17 protein-coding genes and 1 pseudogene are annotated in these 16,181 nt (G+C 56.9%); 7 read left to right on the top strand and 11 right to left on the bottom strand.

From position 1 onward, the window contains the following. Positions 1 to 308: 308 nt before the first annotated feature. Positions 309 to 1,247: a hypothetical protein gene (locus NKJ89_RS20425; RefSeq protein WP_352605069.1), complete on the top strand. Its 939-nt coding sequence runs from the start codon at positions 309 to 311 to the stop codon at positions 1,245 to 1,247. 141 nt (positions 1,248 to 1,388) lie between these two features. Here the strand turns inward: NKJ89_RS20425 and NKJ89_RS20430 are convergent, their stop codons facing one another. The 7 genes and pseudogenes from NKJ89_RS20430 to NKJ89_RS20460 all read right to left on the bottom strand — a co-directional run bounded on the left by NKJ89_RS20430 (position 1,389) and on the right by NKJ89_RS20460 (position 7,113). Next, positions 1,389 to 2,213 (bottom strand): hypothetical protein, encoded by an 825-nt coding sequence (locus tag NKJ89_RS20430; protein WP_352605071.1) that lies wholly within the window; start codon positions 2,211 to 2,213, stop codon positions 1,389 to 1,391. Then, a complete protein-coding gene (locus NKJ89_RS20435) occupies positions 2,210 to 3,400 on the bottom strand; it encodes a toll/interleukin-1 receptor domain-containing protein (protein WP_352605073.1) in 1,191 nt (396 codons plus the stop codon). Before NKJ89_RS20435 ends, NKJ89_RS20430 begins: the two co-directional genes overlap by 4 nt. Positions 3,401 to 3,524: 124 nt before the next feature. After that, entirely contained in the window at positions 3,525 to 4,193 is a 669-nt protein-coding gene (locus NKJ89_RS20440; RefSeq protein ID WP_352605075.1) for a uracil-DNA glycosylase, read from the bottom strand. Next, a complete protein-coding gene (locus NKJ89_RS20445; protein ID WP_352605077.1) occupies positions 4,190 to 5,332 on the bottom strand; it encodes a nucleoside triphosphate pyrophosphohydrolase family protein in 1,143 nt (380 codons plus the stop codon). The genes NKJ89_RS20440 and NKJ89_RS20445 overlap by 4 nt, the downstream gene beginning before the upstream one ends. Positions 5,333 to 5,337: 5 nt before the next feature. Then, a pseudogene (locus tag NKJ89_RS20450) lies at positions 5,338 to 5,962 on the bottom strand (Nmad2 family putative nucleotide modification protein). Beyond that, positions 5,959 to 6,441: a TIR domain-containing protein gene (locus NKJ89_RS20455; RefSeq protein WP_352605079.1), complete on the bottom strand. Its 483-nt coding sequence runs from the start codon at positions 6,439 to 6,441 to the stop codon at positions 5,959 to 5,961. Before NKJ89_RS20455 ends, NKJ89_RS20450 begins: the two are co-directional and overlap by 4 nt. A 39-nt stretch (positions 6,442 to 6,480) precedes the next feature. Next, positions 6,481 to 7,113, bottom strand: coding sequence for a dTMP kinase (locus NKJ89_RS20460; RefSeq protein WP_352605081.1), 633 nt, complete (start codon positions 7,111 to 7,113; stop codon positions 6,481 to 6,483). A 71-nt stretch (positions 7,114 to 7,184) separates the two neighbouring features. Here NKJ89_RS20460 and NKJ89_RS20465 point away from each other — a divergent pair, with 71 nt between their 5' ends. From NKJ89_RS20465 to NKJ89_RS20485, 5 genes are all read left to right on the top strand, one after another. Beyond that, positions 7,185 to 7,673 carry a TIR domain-containing protein gene (locus NKJ89_RS20465; protein WP_199200983.1) on the top strand — a complete coding sequence of 163 codons (489 nt, stop codon included), beginning with the start codon at positions 7,185 to 7,187 and terminating at the stop codon, positions 7,671 to 7,673. Between the two features lie 3 nt (positions 7,674 to 7,676). Then, a complete protein-coding gene (locus NKJ89_RS20470) occupies positions 7,677 to 8,318 on the top strand; it encodes an Nmad2 family putative nucleotide modification protein (RefSeq protein WP_352605083.1) in 642 nt (213 codons plus the stop codon). 115 nt (positions 8,319 to 8,433) lie between these two features. Continuing rightward, positions 8,434 to 10,989 (top strand): patatin-like phospholipase family protein, encoded by a 2,556-nt coding sequence (locus NKJ89_RS20475; protein WP_352605085.1) that lies wholly within the window; start codon positions 8,434 to 8,436, stop codon positions 10,987 to 10,989. A 77-nt stretch (positions 10,990 to 11,066) separates the two neighbouring features. Then, positions 11,067 to 11,636, top strand: coding sequence for a toll/interleukin-1 receptor domain-containing protein (locus NKJ89_RS20480; RefSeq protein WP_352605087.1), 570 nt, complete (start codon positions 11,067 to 11,069; stop codon positions 11,634 to 11,636). Between the two features lie 12 nt (positions 11,637 to 11,648). After that, a complete protein-coding gene (locus NKJ89_RS20485; protein WP_352605089.1) occupies positions 11,649 to 12,251 on the top strand; it encodes a TIR domain-containing protein in 603 nt (200 codons plus the stop codon). A gap of 257 nt (positions 12,252 to 12,508) precedes the next feature. Here the strand turns inward: NKJ89_RS20485 and NKJ89_RS20490 are convergent, their stop codons facing one another. Continuing rightward, entirely contained in the window at positions 12,509 to 12,676 is a 168-nt protein-coding gene (locus NKJ89_RS20490) for a ribbon-helix-helix protein, CopG family (RefSeq protein WP_352605091.1), read from the bottom strand. Positions 12,677 to 13,082: 406 nt separating this feature from the next. Continuing rightward, positions 13,083 to 13,319, bottom strand: coding sequence for a helix-turn-helix domain-containing protein (locus tag NKJ89_RS20495; RefSeq protein ID WP_352605093.1), 237 nt, complete (start codon positions 13,317 to 13,319; stop codon positions 13,083 to 13,085). 24 nt (positions 13,320 to 13,343) lie between these two features. Between NKJ89_RS20495 and NKJ89_RS20500 the strand changes: the two genes are divergently transcribed. Continuing rightward, entirely contained in the window at positions 13,344 to 13,988 is a 645-nt protein-coding gene (locus NKJ89_RS20500; RefSeq protein ID WP_352605095.1) for a helix-turn-helix domain-containing protein, read from the top strand. 16 nt (positions 13,989 to 14,004) lie between these two features. Here NKJ89_RS20500 and NKJ89_RS20505 read toward each other — a convergent pair whose 3' ends face one another. Further along, entirely contained in the window at positions 14,005 to 15,258 is a 1,254-nt protein-coding gene (locus NKJ89_RS20505) for a CapA family protein (RefSeq protein WP_352605097.1), read from the bottom strand. A gap of 74 nt (positions 15,259 to 15,332) precedes the next feature. Beyond that, positions 15,333 to 16,181, bottom strand: coding sequence for a transporter substrate-binding domain-containing protein (locus NKJ89_RS20510; protein ID WP_352605099.1), 849 nt, complete (start codon positions 16,179 to 16,181; stop codon positions 15,333 to 15,335).

The raw sequence follows: 16,181 nt of genomic DNA on the forward strand, positions 1-16,181 counted from the left end.
GCGGTCGGCGCATGTACTATTGGCTGTTTCCGAAGCAGTCATTCGCTGCATAAGGTACCAATGCGAAACGGGCGGCAAGGAAGACTTTGATGCACCACGAATGGTGTATTTGCGTCGATGCCCAAACAGCTGCCAGTGAAGTGTGGTTGAGGAGTATGAGATTGAGCGCACCTTTCGACCCACGACTTGCCGGACCTCCGGTCCGGCATTCCCCAGCTCTTAGCGAAGACTCACAGGAACAATTTCCTGGCTTTGTTAAGCTCAGGCTTGGGCATGCCGACGTTGGGAGCATACTGCTCCCGGAACTTATGTTCGTTGAGAAGTCCGGCTGGCGCTTCTACCAGCCTAGCTTCTTCGGGCCGCCGATCCTCGGGTTCGACGTGGGGCCTAATATTCACGTCGCCCGTTTTTCTGTCGATGTCGGTAGTCCGCGTGCGACGGATCTGACGCGGCTGATTGTCGAGATCCGGGCCGACAATCTCGTCAGGCGCTATGAAGACGGCGCACAGCTCTATCGGTGCATGGTCGAGGGACCGAAGCGGCTGGCGCGTTTTGCGTCGGGGCGGTGTTGGCCTCGCCCGGACGACGACTTCGATCTTCGTCTACTCCACATCACTAATCCCAAGGCGTTCGCGGGCATAGTCGGCAGCCGCGAGCTGCGGTCGTCCCGGTGGAACCTGCAGGGCACTAGGGAGTTGGCCAATGTGGCCTATGTCTATCTGACCAGCCTACCAGCGATAGAAGTTGAGGAAGACCTACGCCGGATCGCCATGGCTTCTGATGGAGTTATCCGATTCCAGACGACCTCTAGCCGTCTGCATGAGGAGACCCTCGAACTGAAGGTCTACCGTGAGAGCACAAGCGGGCGAACCGCAAAGCTGCAGGTGAAAATAGCAAGCAATCTTCTCGCACCGCCGCATATGCTGATACATCGCCCAATGGGCGACCAAGCTTACTATGAGGTCGTCGGTCCAGAGATTTATCGGATAGGGGTTCGGCCCGGGAGCGCGCTCACATATGCCAACGGCGTTGCCACGATCGACGCCGGGACGTTGAAGCGCTTCGACAATGTTGTGGTGGGAGATGCCGCGAGCATCGAAGGGCTGGCCGCGCCCTATGACGAGGAGGAGACCAAGGAGGTCGTTCACGTCGAAAGGCTCGACGCTGGTCTCGATCTGTTCGAATTCTGGCAGAACAGTGATCAGGTCTCCACCCGACGTGCCGAGCCGCGTATTTTTTCGAGTTGATGTGACCCGTGTCGCTCTGAGAACCGAGACCCTTTTATCGCGCCAGCTTGAAAGGAGTCCTGATAGGCATGGCCCGTGCTGAGATCCTCGGATAAGCAGAAACTGGACTGAACAGAACTCGACACCCAACCAAGGACGTTCTCAATCCCTCGCAGCCTGGCGGTCTTTCAATTGCCGTGTCAGGCCGCGCAATATCAGAATGATCGCTTGATCGACGTGCGGTGTTGACGCCAAAACCAAATTCTCGTCGGCCGATAAACCATTGTTAAGGTCAGTTTTCTTAAACGCCCTAAAACGATTTCGCCCGTGCCATGGCCTAGGAACCCCTTTCTTAAGGACACCGATCTCCTCGGCGACATCGCGAGCACATCCGCCAAATCCACCCATTACATAGAGCGGTTGTTTAGCTTCGAGGGAATAGAGTGCTTCCTCGGCGATGCCAGGCATGTTTCCCCTGAACTTGTCTACACGGCCTCCCAGGATAATCCTCGCGTGTGTTTCGGCAATCATTCGATGCCGCATCGTCGCGAGCCCACGCGCCCACTGCGGCTCCGACGGCTGCTGGGGCTGGAGCTTGCGCCGCTCGTTCATACCCATCGCATTTCCATCGAGATCGAGCAGCCTGAGTTCGGCCGCGCCCTCAAGCTCCGCGGAAGCCTGGACGAGTTGCTCCGCTTGTTGATGGATATGAACCGGCCACGCGAGATAGTTGGTGACGGCGTGCCTTCCGCGCTTACGCGTGTCGCGGCCGTGGCGGGCAGCCAGCTCGAACAAAAGCTTGCTAAATCCACCGACGCGAAGGTCCCCACCATAAACCAAACTAGCCCCGAGAGCCAATGTATGCCTCGCGATTTCCGTCATCGCGTCGCGAAGATGTTCCCCTTGAAGACCTAGCGCAGCCATGTCAGGGCTGTCGGAGGTCGATACGGCGATCACCTTACCATCAAAGACTTCACGGTACGTCATCGCACCGCTCCCGCGAGCCATTCGGTAGCGCTCCTGAGCTGTAGGTTCGGCGCTATGTCGTGAAACAGGCGCTCCTCCTCGGCGCCCAGCGGAGGGTCCGGATAGACGATGACCGCTTGCTCCCCGTCATTGGCAGGAACCAAGTCGGCCAAGGAGATCAACTCAGGCGGCCTTGGGAGGAAGGTCACACCCGGCTTCGCATTCACACGCATTAGTTCCACCCGGCACTGCCACAAAAAGTCCCTCAGAATCTCGCCCAACAACGCGCGTATGACAACATCGACGCGGTTATCATTTTGTTCGTCCAGCCGTATGATCGGTACGTTTCCAAGATATGGAAAGCCCCGCTCGTCAATGTCGGAGATACAGTTTGCTATCACGAGAGGCCGGTTGTGTCGTTTCGCCTCAATTATCTCGCGTCGGCACCATTCCCTTGATGAGAATGAGTCCGTGTGGATCGCGATAACCGCGCTGACACCGATTTGAGCAAGTAGCACGTCCTGGAACTTCAGGCCCGGTGGAATGTCATAGACGTCGAAAAAGCTTCCAAGCCCATTCTGGGTCGTCAGCTTGACCCGTATCGCCTCCGCAACCCGGACACCCGCGTCATTCGCGTCATGTTTCGAGTGGCTCAAAAAGATCTCGACCTTCCGAAGGTAGCCTAGAAGAGCTTGGCTGCTTTCGTGGGGGCGTCGAAGATGTTCCAAATAGTGGCGGAGCATCCGGCAAAACTGGAACGTGAGGTGGCCGATGAGCGCTGCGGCGCGTTCCCCGAGATCATCGTTCCATTTGAACAGGGGTATGATTTGTTCGTCGAGCTGGAGCACTGGAACGATGTCCGGCTCCATAGCGACGGGAAATAGCCGAGTCGCCAAGCCCTTCGAGGCTGTCTGGTCAGCCAGCTCACGAAGGTAGTCCATCCAGACCGGATCGTCCGCGAGGTTCTTGTCCGCCAAAACGATGACGGCGGACGTCTCTGCCGTTGAAAAATCAATTGGAAGAGGTTTGTCGGAATTTTCGGCCATCGCGAACCTGTAGATAACGCTGATGCCGGTTCCGCCCGTGATCCTCTCGTAATTCTCTCTTCGAAAATGCTCGAACAAGAAACGCGCTATTTCATGCCCGAGCGCGAACTTGGGATGCCACACTATATAGATCACGATAAACGGTCGAGCAGTGTCAACCATGCGATGCCTTTCGCCTATCCTCCTCGCGGACGTTAGCTTGGATGACAGGGACTATAGTGCCACGCCGCGTCCCTTCCAACCTAGACGTTGGACATCAATTCTTCCGCATCAATAGCAATCGATGCTATAGCATCACCAACTGCTGGGGCGATTGCGAAAGGACGGGAAGTCCATAGAGTCCCTCAATCCCGGAAATGAAGTCGCTCTGGCCACCGTAACTCGGATGGCGCACCTGCATCGTATCGATCCCGAGATCTGCCAACGCAAATTGGGCGTCCCGCCCGACCGCCACGACCACTCGTGGTACAAGCTTCTCAAGCAGCCAGGCCAAAAGCGGGCGACAGGCATTGCGCTCGGCTCGAGTGTGACAGCGGTTCGTTTGAGGGTCGCCGGGTTCATGCGGATGCAGGGGAAAAACGTTCCAGAGGAAGACCGGGCGCTGAATACGATTCAGGGTTTGCCAGATCACAGTCGCCGTGCGCTCGGAGATGGCAGGGCCCCTGGTCGCGCGAGCAAGGGGCAGATCACCGTAGAGGGTGGAATGATCATTGAGATGCGCCTCGTCCGTTAGCGCGAGACCGGTGCGACGACCGCCGCGATAACCGAGGTCACGAGCGATCCAAATAGAGTCCACTTTCGATTCAATTGCCGCATCCAAAACAAGTTTTAGGTTTGTGCACCTGATGGCGGCAGCGTCGTCTCGATCGAACTCCCCGCAAGCATCAGCGTACGGATTGAAAGCGTCCTTAAATGAAAGTTCGGCCAGTGTCTCAACGAACTGGGCGGTGTTCATTGCGGTAGTTCCCCTATCGATAACGAACGCGTCTCTACATCAAGTTTGATGCGCCCACGACGGTTTTCTCGGAGAAAGCGAAACGCATAGTTCCCCTGAAGGATTGCGTCCTCCCACAGCCACAGAGGGGAAGAGTGAACCTCATATCCGCGAACGAACTGTCTGACGTGCTTGAGTAAGCTAAGACTGAGATCTCCGGGCTTCTGGTCAGCGAAAAAGTCGAAATCTTTGGCTATTCCGAAAACATAGGTGGCCACGCCTTCCTCAATGAGGGTGGCGCGTGCGCCATCCTCGCCCTCATCGACCCGCGACTTGCTTTTCCGCTTTCGTTTCAACAAGGCTCGTGTGACCGGTGACCAGCCGAGGACAGCGGCGTAGGCATAGTGAAAGACATCGTGGAACCGATAGTCGTCGGGTTGCATGATGTTGTCGGTCAGCCGATCCCCGATGAATAGGCCACGGTAGCTCTGTAGTACGTAGCGCTTGTCATTGCTGGCATCCCGCTCGTAAATGTCGATTTCGAGCGTGCGAGGTAATTGCTCATCCGCTGGAAAGTCCGCGTCGAACAGCGGGGGATAAGAGCGCTCGCGCGGCCAACGATCCTCGGCCTTCTGAAGGTTAGCGCGAGCGGCGGCCTCGAGAAGTACCTCGGATTCGTTGGCGGCCCGAACGAGTTGCTGAAGTACGGTCGCCAAGCGAGCCTGCAGGAGAGTTTTGTCGCCATGAGATCCATCGACGGCCGCCGCCAGCTCGCCCGTCGCGGCGGCCAAGCGCAGAAGCGTTTTCTCGAATTGAGCGCTTGGCGTGTTCAGGGGGAGAGCGTGTTGGGGTTGCAGCACGGCGAAGGGAAGATCAACCTCCGGTCCGGCGCCCGCCAAGGTTGCCAGCTTTATATCAGCGTGATCGGCGATTATGGCGAGATACCATAGGCTATCGCCTAGTTCCTCGAGGACGGTCTGTTCATATCCGATGATCGCCGCCTTGTCGCGCTGCCGCTTCTTCACCTCGCTCAGAAGGCTACCAACTTCGCCGACGAGTCCAAGGACGGGGAGGTCGAACCCGTTCCCTTTTCCCTTTGTCCGGTCACTTCGGGATGCCAGGCCTTGATACTCGTTCAATCCGAGATGGTCACCCGACATCAACTTCATCCTTCTCTTAAGCTCAACCACTCAAAGGGCGATCCCTGCAGGCCCCTAGACCCGATCGAATCGAGCCAAGCGACGAGCTTCTCCTCCAAGGCGTCATCATTGAATTTCGACCGGCCAATGCCTGCCTTACAGATATGTCTGCCGTCTTTGTCCTGAAGGTCGGCCGGAAATTCGGGACCTTCACCGCCAAAATAAACGAAGTCATCACTCAGAAGCACGCGGTCGACCTGAGTGTCGTTCGTGACATGCTTTGGGTTTGGGCTGCCGTCCGACTTGCTATGAAAGGAGTCACGCTGTGACCAACCATCCGCCGTTCGAAAATATATTGTTATCCCCCGCGCTTTGCTTGCGGCTACCGTTGCGGATCGGTTTCTTTGATTTGAAGCGCGGATCGGCGTCATACTCGTTGAATGTCAACGTCTCCGTGATCCTCATCGCGTGGACAATATGGCCACCACGGCGAACAGCCCGATCCGCGCTACCGCATCCAACAACCCAGTCCCCAATCTCGGCATGCTTCCGGATGGGATGTTTGCACGTAGCGAGAGAGCAAATCCCATAAAATGGATTTGGAGCGAACCCGCTGTCGAACCTGACGATGTACGAGTAAATGCTCATCATCTTGCCCCACAGGGGTGTCGGGTGATCGGAAGGATCGGAGCGGCATCGCCGTTTGGCATTTCTGTTTTGTCCTGGTCCTCAACAATCGCCTCAACTATGGAATTGCCGTGCCAGCCGACCATCGCGTCGTGATACTCCTTGAGGGCATCCGGTAATTCGCAACCTTGTTCTCCCTCACCCCAAACGCCAACAATCCGCTTGCCCAACTTTGCAGCATACTCAATTTCCCAATTCACCCATTCACTGTGGCGGGTATCGGCCGTGACGTAGACGATCAAGGTGCTGGCCCACTGGATCTGCGGCGCGAGGACAGAGGACTTGATATATTCTGGGCTTTCCGCGTTGTTTGGATTGCTTGAGTTTATCGAGGAATCTCGGATGGATAGGTTATGATTGGCGAGGATTTTTTTCAGCTTTGCCAAGCCATGATCATCTTCATGGATGTGGCTGATAAAGACGTTCTTTATGAAATTGGCCATTTCACTACTCACATTGCCGCAGGATAACCCGACAAGAAATCAATGCCCGGGGTCTCGTTTATCCGGGTTGCGGCTGCGGACCTCCGTAATCTCACCTTCTACGAATGCAATCGAGTCGGCGACCCTGCCACTATTGCTTATTGTACAAACTTTGTAACGTCCGCTCTCATGACCGGCGAGCCGAGCATAACTTAAGCGAAGCTGTTGCCAATAAACTAGGTCTTCCTTACGATTGATCGGGCTGTCACGATCAATGAGAAACGCGATCGCCGGCTTGATTTCCCCCCAAACGGTCTGTTCGGCCGCAACAAGGTCCATCAGGGCTTTATGCTCGCCGCCGCCGGTGCTTCCGTAAACAATAGTCGACCACCAAAACCGGTCGAGGACCACATTTTTTCCTTCTGCCAACCACGGTCTAATACGAGTCTCGATAACATCAATATGCGCCGCTATGTGGAGGGCTTGACGCGCGAGTTCCGACATCGCACCGATGCCAAAGTCTTCAGGGCTGTGATGGATGCGGTAAATGGTGTGACCAAGGGTTCCTTCCTCACGGCCAGGAAAGCTCAAAAATTCGAAACGGTCGCTCGCCAACTTATCTTTGAGTGCCTGTACTATCGTCGTTTTTCCGACGCCATCCGGCCCTTCGAATATAAACAGATTTCCCGCCATGAGGCTCCCCAAACAGTCGCGCCGAAGTTCAACCAGTGATATACATTCCGTCAACTATTCGGAGAAGTGAAATGTCGGGAAGGCGCCACGTTTTTATTAGTCACCATCATGCCGATGACGAACACGTCACGAAACTAACCGAGTCGCTCGCCCGCAAGGGATACGAGATCAGGAATAGCTCGATCAGGGCGAAGCCAGCGAACCAGGAGAGGCTGGATAAGGGTCTGGTCAGCGACAATGCGATCAGGCGCCTTCTGAGGATGAAAATGTCCTGGGCGTCGACCGTGATCGTCCTGATCGGAAAAGAAACCCATGCGCGCCCTTGGGTGAACTGGGAGATTCGGAAGGCGCACGAACTCGGAAAGCGTATCATTGGCGTATTTACCCGCGGGGGAACGGAGGCGGATATACCGCCCGCCTTCGAGGATTATGGTAGCGATCTCGTAAACTGGAATCCGGACGCGATCATCGACGCGGTGGAGGGCGCTGACCCAGATTTCCGTGACGCCGACGGGTCCTCGCGTACCCCTGTCCACACGTCCTCCACTTCGCGATGCTGATCCATGGCGGTCTACATGTATGTTGTGGCGCGCGACTTCGGTTTCGCCCCAAATCCTTTTCATGGCGTCTGCACGCTCGCGACCTGTAAGCCAGTTGTGAGGCGCAAGGCAAAAATTGGTGACTGGGTGATCGGAATGGGCGGCGCGAAACTCGATGCGGTGGGACGCTGCATTTTTGCGATGCAGGTCACCGGAGCCATGTCATTCAATGAATACTGGGCAGACCCAAGGTTTCGGGACAAACGACCTGTCCGCAACGGCAGTCGAGTGATGATGCTCGGCGACAATATTTATCACCAGGAGTACGGCGACTGGAGGCAACTTGACTCACATCATAGCCGGCCGAACGGATCCCCAGATCTTCACAATATTAGCGCGGACACTGGAGCCGACCGGGTTCTGATATCGGAGAAATTCTTCTATTTCGGTACGTCCGCGCCGGAAGTTCCGAAAGCAATCCTTGAGGAGATTCGATACACCAACTTGAGGGGACATCGAGTCTATCTGAACTATGAGTGTGAGGGGCTCCTCAACTGGCTTACGACTAGCCAATCCGCTTACCTGAACCGGGTCGTCGATGATCCCTTTCAATTCAAGCAAAGCGCGGCCCGTTATTCGGTAAGTGACGACAAGATTTTCGACTAGGCGCTGCCGAGAAGAGGCCGTTGCGGCCGATGGCACGGGGGCATCCACGCTACGCGGCCCGCGGGAATGCAGCTTTTAATTAGCTTTGTGACCGATGATGATCGGGCAGGTGAAAATGACGAGCGACACGATCCGATCAAAACTGGCGGAGCTATCTGCTACCGATATTTTCGGGGCGAATTTTCTGTCCGTTTTCGGCGACAGCAGTTGGAATAGTGACACCGCCAACCAAACGGCCGCTCATCAGTTTCGCGTAGAGCTAATTTCCCGTATCGCCACGGCCCGCCTCGCATATGGTAGTGGAACCGAGAAACGGGCGCTTGAAAGCGTGGCCGAGCTGTTTGGCAAGGCGCGAGCTATCACGGCAAACAATGTGGGATGTGGCACTTTCGAAATCCTCGTTTGGCATACCCTGAACGTGGAGGTTAGGCCGTTCACAGCGAAATGGCATCCCTTGAGTCGAAGCGGCGTTCTCGACGCGCTGGACTCTAGCGATGTGTTTCGCACCGAACTATACCAGATTCAGAACATCCTGCGTGTACTGGAGCGCGCGCTTGCGCTGCTCACGGGAACGAACGCTTCCTACGACCCGAGCCGATCCGCGAGCCCTGGGGTGGGCGAAAATCCGCCAAGGGAAGCTGAATGGCGACCAGCCGGTGGCCATGAAACCTATGGCGATCATGAGAGAGCGGCGGTCCAGCGCCGGAGGGAGCGATATGGAGTGTCCCATGGAGACTGGGCAGCGGGAATCGCGCTGTCCGGAGGCGGAATACGTAGTGCTACCTTCTCGCTTGGGGTCCTCGCCGCGCTTTCACGCAAGAACCTGTTGCCACAGTTCGATTATCTGTCGACGGTATCCGGGGGCGGATACGCAGGATGCTTCCTTACTTCGCTGCTAGGTACTTCCAACCCTGACGAAGGGTTTGGCCTGCTATCCGATCAAGAGCCTTTCAAGCGGACGGAACGAGAATCCGACCATTTGGCACGCGTCAGGCAGCGGGCAAGCTTCCTTTCCGCGGGTTTCGTCGAGCGATTGCTCCTGGTAATGCGCTCAACGTACGGCGTGTTCGTGAACGCAGTCCTGGCACTTAGCGTGATAGCCTTCGTAGCGGCCGTCGAATTGGTTGGCCGAACGGGCCTACAGCTTCTCGGTGTGCCGACATGGCTGGGATGGGCGTGCCCGATCTTCGCCTTGGTCCTTTTGAGCAATGTCTCCCGGCAAGAACGGCTGCAGCTGAGCGAACTGACAGTCTGGCATCTAAGTCTAGGACTCCTGTTTTGCTTTCCGCTGCTTTGGATTGCCTTCGGAGCCTTCCACGTCGGGATCACGCGTCTTACCGGAAATTTTGCGCTCGTTGCTGAAGTCGGCCCATTGTTAGCAACGCTTCTCGTGACCGCGACCGCGATCGCTATCCTGGGATCAATTTTCGCGGTGTTCGCGCGGGCGCGATCAATGGTCATTCCCGTGGTTACCGGAGCCTTTCTCCTGCTTGCCGAGCACGCCTTCTACGCATCGTTTGAGGGCCAAGACCTTGAAGAGACACTTCTCATTCTGGCGATTATGGCCGTTGCCATTGGCCTTCTCTGGTGCCTTGTCGATGTGAATGAAACCTCGCTTTATCGATACTATCGCTCGAAGCTGGCGACCGCGTTCATACCTACAGGCGGGACCAATGTTTCGCCCAGGTTGAGCGAGTTCGAGCCGGATCTATCCTTTTATCCGATCATTAATTGCGCGCTCAATGCGCCAGGATCAGACGACCCCAAAATGCGAGGCCGTCTTTCCGACGTGTTTACATTCACGCCACTAATGACCGGCAGTAATCTTGTGGGGTATCAAGACACCAAAGCGTGGGAGGACCTAAATCCCAAGCTTGATCTCGCGGCGGCCATGGCTCTGTCAGGTGCGGCCGTCTCTCCTCAGATGGGGTTGCGCACCACGAAGCAGGGCAGTTTCTGGCTGACACTTTTCAACATGCGCCTCAATGCCTGGCTGAGAAAGCCCGGGATAGCGGGCAACAACCAGGCGGCGCCGATCCGAGGGCGCTGGCGGCGGGATCCCGGCATCCAGTATCTGTTCCGCGAGCTCATGGCGAGCGCCAGTGAGCGACTCCCCTACGTCAACATCTCCGATGGCGGGCATATCGAGAATCTGGGTGTTTACGAGCTTCTGCGTCGACGTTGCAGATATATCGTCGCGGTCGACGGCGAGGCAGACCCCAAAATGACATTCCATGCACTCACCAACCTGCAGCGGCTCGCTTACATCGACATGGGGATTATGATCGACGCCGAACTTGACGAGATCCGGCTGCTCGATACTGGGTTTAGTCGTTCACACTTCCGCTTCTGCCGAATTCGCTACCCCACAGGAGACGCCAGGGAGCCGTGGGAAATCGGCTATCTGCTTTACGTGAAGCTCTCGCTCACAGGTAACGAGGGGGAGTTCCTGAGGAGGTATCGACTCGACGAGCCGTCGTTTCCGCATCACTCAACCCTCGATCAATTCTTCTCCGAGACTCAGTTCGAGGCCTATCGATCGTTGGGAGAGCACATTGGTGACAAGCTGTTCATGAAAGCCATCATTGGGGATCTTGAGACCGACTCGATCGGCGTCAAGGAGTGGATGCAGAAATACGCCGAAATCTTCGGCGAGATCCCGCCGACCTAAAAAATAGCTAAGTCATAGGGCGCGGTATTTCTGGACATGCCTGTGCTAGACAATCGCTCATTCTGAATGGATCCGAAATGCCGACAATTACCGAAGACCGTGCCCGAAGCCGCGCAAGACGCGTGACGACCTATAAATCCGCGCCGACAATCCTGAACGAGGCAACACGCGATTTCAGTTCTTCTAAGACGTACGATGTCTTCCTCAGCCACTCAACGAAGGATGCCGAGTTGGTTCTCGGGGTCAAACTTATCCTCGAGGACCACGGACGCTCGGTCTACGTGGATTGGCTCGAGGACCCAAACCTTGACCGGACAAATGTCACTCCAGGAACAGCTGAAACCCTGCGCAAAAGGATGCTGAGTTGCCTCTCGTTGATATATGTTCATAGCGGCAACTCCGCGGCGTCGAAGTGGATGCCGTGGGAGCTGGGATACTTTGACGGATACAAGGGCGCAGTCGCTATTCTTCCAGTGACGAAGAACGAGGAGACGTCGTTTTATGGTCAGGAATACCTCGGGATTTATCCCTGGATTGACGAAAACGCGCTATCGCTAAAGGAATTGAGGGTGCACCGCTCCGCATCTGACTATAAGAGTTTCCGAGAGTGGACCGGCAACGTGCAAGCGTTCAGGAAGACAGCTTAGGACGGCGCGCCGATGGCTCGGAGAACGTTCTTCTCATTCCATCATAATGAAGACAAGTGGCGCGCATGGAACGTGCGCAACAGCTGGGTTGTCCGTCCGCAAGATCAGATTGATCGTGGCTTCTTCGACAGCAGCGTGTTCGAGGCAGCTAAAAACGAGAGCCCCACCGCGCTCAAGAATTTCTTGCGCAATAGCTTGGACAACACGTCGGTGACCTGCGTACTTTCTGGAAGGCTCACGTGGCAGAGACGATGGGTCCGATACGAGATTGTTCGTAGCGTTCTGAAGGGGAATGGGCTGCTCACGGTTGACGTTGATGGCGTCAAGAACGTCGCGGGCGAGGTCGGCCTAGAGGGTGCGGATCCATTGGCGCAGGTGGGGCTCTACAAAACGTCGAGTGGCATTTTCTTCGCCGAATGGAAGAGCGGCAAATGGATAAAGTATGACGACTATACCCTGGCGGTCTCGGCAGGCGACCTCTGGTTCAAACCGCCGACCAGTGACACGGTTGTCGAAATCTCTAAGCATTATATTCGTTACAACTTCACGAAGCAAAACGGCCGCAAGAATATAGGTGGTTGGATCGAAATGGCGGCGGGTTTGGCTGGACGGTGACTTCCTGTGTGGCTCACGTGGCCTTCTTCACGTCCGAAGCCCGGACGTCGCGGGCTAACCAAGTGGTCGCGATCGCCAATAGGTCGCGAGCGGCTTATCAGGGTGAAATTAGTCTTTCACACTGAGCTCCCAATTTATTTTCGCTTTCGTGCAGGCTTATGCCTAGGCATGGGGGCTTTTGCAATCACGCCTCCGAAAACTGCCTGTCCGCTTCCGGCCCCAATTTCGGCCGCGCAATGGTGTGCATCGCGATGCAGCTATCCGCCGTTTTCGGCGTCTCGCGCTTTAACACCACGACGTTCTGCATACTCGATTAATGCGAGTTCAATGACGGCAGTTACCGAACGACGTTCGGTCGCCGCGAGTTGTTCAGCCAGAGCTAGCACAGATGGATCTAAACGCGTTGTGAATGGCTTTTTGGTCATTTTCGCTTTTCGGCTTGAACTTGGCGTCGAAAAAATGCATAAGTACGCACGTGCAATGCACATGCATCGCGTGTGCTGTGACCAATCGGAGTGCGGGAGCACTTGATCGGTCTGACCACAACCATGCTGTCAGGAGTTCGGATCATGGCTGATTCCGACAATACCACGACTTTGCCTTCCGTCCCGCACGGGGCTGTTTGCAGGGACTGCAGTTTTCGAAGGACGATGCTGAGTTGCCTTGGCCAGAGATCCGATCGGCCTTGGAGGATGTATTCGCATTAGCCTCAAACAGAGCCGAACCAGGTATTTCCATACGGGTTGGGCCAATCGGCTAACTTATAGAAAGCAGTCCGGATTATCTAACCCCTTCATCTAGTGGGATCGTATGTTTCCGCTAACTGGACATTCAAGCATGAGGATCTAAGAGCCGTACACCTTCTCCCTTTTGGCCAGCTGACAAGAATTCGACACCCGCTCTCGTCAGAGCCGCCTCAATGGCCTGCAAAGTGCTGATCCGGGAATCTACCTTGCCATTTTCCAACCGGGCCAGCGCATTCAGCGATACAATGGCCTTGTCAGCAAGTTCCTGCTGCGACCAACCAAGCAAAGCCCTTGCGGCTCGAATCTGTCGTGGACTGACCATGAGTCCACAATCGGCAGGCCGATTTTGTTTGCCACCTATAGGGTTATTTTGCACCCTATAAGGTATATTAATAGCGATCCGGCTTTCGGATCACATCGGCGCGAAGAGCCGGCACGTATGCGACAGACTCTGTCCGGAGTGGAGCATCGAAAGGCCTTGTTGAAACCGCAACGCTCCGTCCTCCTTCGGACGGGGCCGAAGCCAAAGATCGACAGTGACCCTCATCCCGCCGATCAGCATGTCGGCAGGCAGATTGCGACCGTTCGCGTCCAGTCCGACGTATCGCAAGCCCAGCTTGCCCGATCCATCGGCATCAGTTTCCAGCAGCTCCAGAAATACGAGAACGCGCGGAATCGCGTGAGCGCTTCGATGCTCTACGAAATCGCCAGCTCGCTCGGCGTTCCTGTCAGCCGCTTCTTCGAAGGCCTGCCGGGAAACGATGAGACCCGCGTCGAGGCGCGGCCCCTGCCGGTCGATGAGCGCCTGGATTTCATTGCCAGCGCGGAGGGTCGGCGCCTGATTGAGGGGCTAGTGAAACTTCCACCGCGTGTGCGCGGTCGCGTCTCGTCCCTGATCTCAGCGTTGGGGGAAGAACTGGCCCTGCTAGACACAAAGGCGGATAGCGAGACAGCCGGCGAATCCCCGCCGGCCGAATGCAAGACCGTCTGACGGCCGGTTGCGCTTGTCAGCCAAATTTTCGTGCAGCGGGCACGGCGATGCGGCCGCAAGTCGAGGACACTTCGATTTCGACGCCGAACGCCCGCGAGCGGGTCGCGAATCCCTCGAGGATGTCTCGCGCCGCGCTTCCAGTGACGGCGACGGGTACCAATCTGCCCGTTGCTGATCCGAGAGACTGGGCTTCCGCGCCGATCACGACGGGCAGGAGGTCTATTTCTGCGAGGTTTCCGCCCGCATCATAGCGGCACGCGGCGAGGATGCTTTGCCAGACTTCCGGTGGGTCCCATTCGGTTTCGTCGGGGTGGACGTGGAATAGGAAGTTTCCGAGGCCATAGAAGATCGGCGAGCCATTGTAGATTTCCACGGCCTGCAGCACCGGCGCGCCGTGGCTCACGAACAGGTTCGCGCCGGCGTCGATGCACATCCGCGCAAAGGTCTGCACCCAGCGCGGCACGTCCTGCCAACCTGGTTCCCAATGATGGTGGTGCAGATAGGCGATGACGAAATCGCCTTGTGCCGCGGCGTGCCGGATGGCGGCCAGATGGACACTCGCACTCCGCTGATCGACTTCGATGAGGCGGCCAAAATCGGCCGCCTGCGCGAATACGGTGCCGTAGAAATTGATCTCCTTGCCGGCCGACACCTCTACCGGGTCCTCCGGTTGCGCATAGTTGGCCAGTTCAAAGGGGGAGCTTTGCAAATGAGTGCCCAGCCTTGCCAATCTGCGGAAATGTCCGTCCGGCACGCCCATCTTGCGAACGGTGTTCAGACGATTGACGCCGGGCCGAGCCGGCCGGAAGGCCGTGCGGTCTTCGGCATACATGTTGGTCGGACCGGGGCCTGCATCCATCGCAAGAAGCGCGACCTCGCGCGCGCCCAGCCCGCGGCGGCCCGGTTTCCTCGCGTCAGTCTCGTCGGCCCCGATGCCGGCATGCAGGAAGCCGCGCGCTTCCACCTCCTCCAGCGTCGAGAGGATGCCGCCGGCGCCGAGATCGAAGGCGTGGTTGTTCGCGAGCGCGAGCGCGTTGAAACCGATGGCCTGCAATGCATCGAGCACCTCCGCCCTGGAATATCCGAAGTATTTGCCCTTGGTCGGCCACCCGCCGTGCTTGCCGAGGATTGTCGACTCGAAGTTGGTGAAGACGACGTCGCCTTGGCGCAGGAAGTCCGTAACCGCGATGAAGCGTTCGTCTTTGACGTCACGGATGTCGTGCTTGATCAGGGATTGGCCGGTAACGACCGCGCAGAACTGGTCTTTCATGGGGCTCGCCTTGAAGGAGGGGAGGGCGCCAGCGTTCCGGCCAGCGCCACGTCAATGTCGAAGTCGGTTGCCGCCTATTGCGAGAGGGCCGGTGAGATATCGCTCTTGAACCATTTCAGGCTCAGCGCCTTGATCGTTCCATCCTTGGTAGCCGCGTCGATAGCCGCGTTGAACTTGGCCAGCAACTCGGCATCGTCCTTGCGCATGCCGGCGCCGACGCCCGGTCCCCAGAGCCCACCCTTCAATTCCGGCCCGAAAAATACCGCATGCGAACCGGAAGGCGTTTCCAGAAAATCCCGCCAGGTGAAATAGTCGGCGAGGCCGCCGTCGATGCGACCCGCGGCAAGATCGAGCTTCATGTTGTCCAGGCTGTCATAACTGCGAATGGTCACGACATCGCCCAGGATTTCCTTCACGACGGCTTCCGAATTTGACGAGCGCAGGGCCCCGATCGCCTTGCCGGCGAGTTTCGATCTGAGGCGCTCGATGGTCGCCTTCTCCTTGTCGCCGATGGTCGAAAGGTTGACCTTTTCCTTGGTGTCGCCGGCGTCGAGACCCAGGTCCTTGCGCACCAGGAACTGGTTGAAGCCGGTGGCGTAGGGGATCGAGAACGCGATCGACTGCTTGCGTTTTTCCGTGATCGCCATGCCAGACATGATCACGTCGAACTTGCCGACAAGCAGTGCCGGGATGATCCCGTCCCAATCCTGCGGGACGAAGGTACATTTGATCTGGATGCGACGGCACAGCTCCTGTCCAACATCGATATCGTAGCCGTAGAGTTGACCGTTCGCGTCGGTGCCGTCCCAAGGCGGCGAGGCACCTTCAGAGGCGATCGAAATCACGCGCCCGCTTTCGGCGCCGGCGGGGAATGCCGACATCAGGGATGCGATAGAAAAAGCAATAGCCAGGGGTATGCGCAT

Origin of the sequence: Mesorhizobium sp. M0047 (genome assembly GCF_040323315.1) — a bacterium.
In the GTDB taxonomy this organism is placed as follows: Bacteria; Pseudomonadota; Alphaproteobacteria; order Rhizobiales; family Rhizobiaceae; genus Mesorhizobium.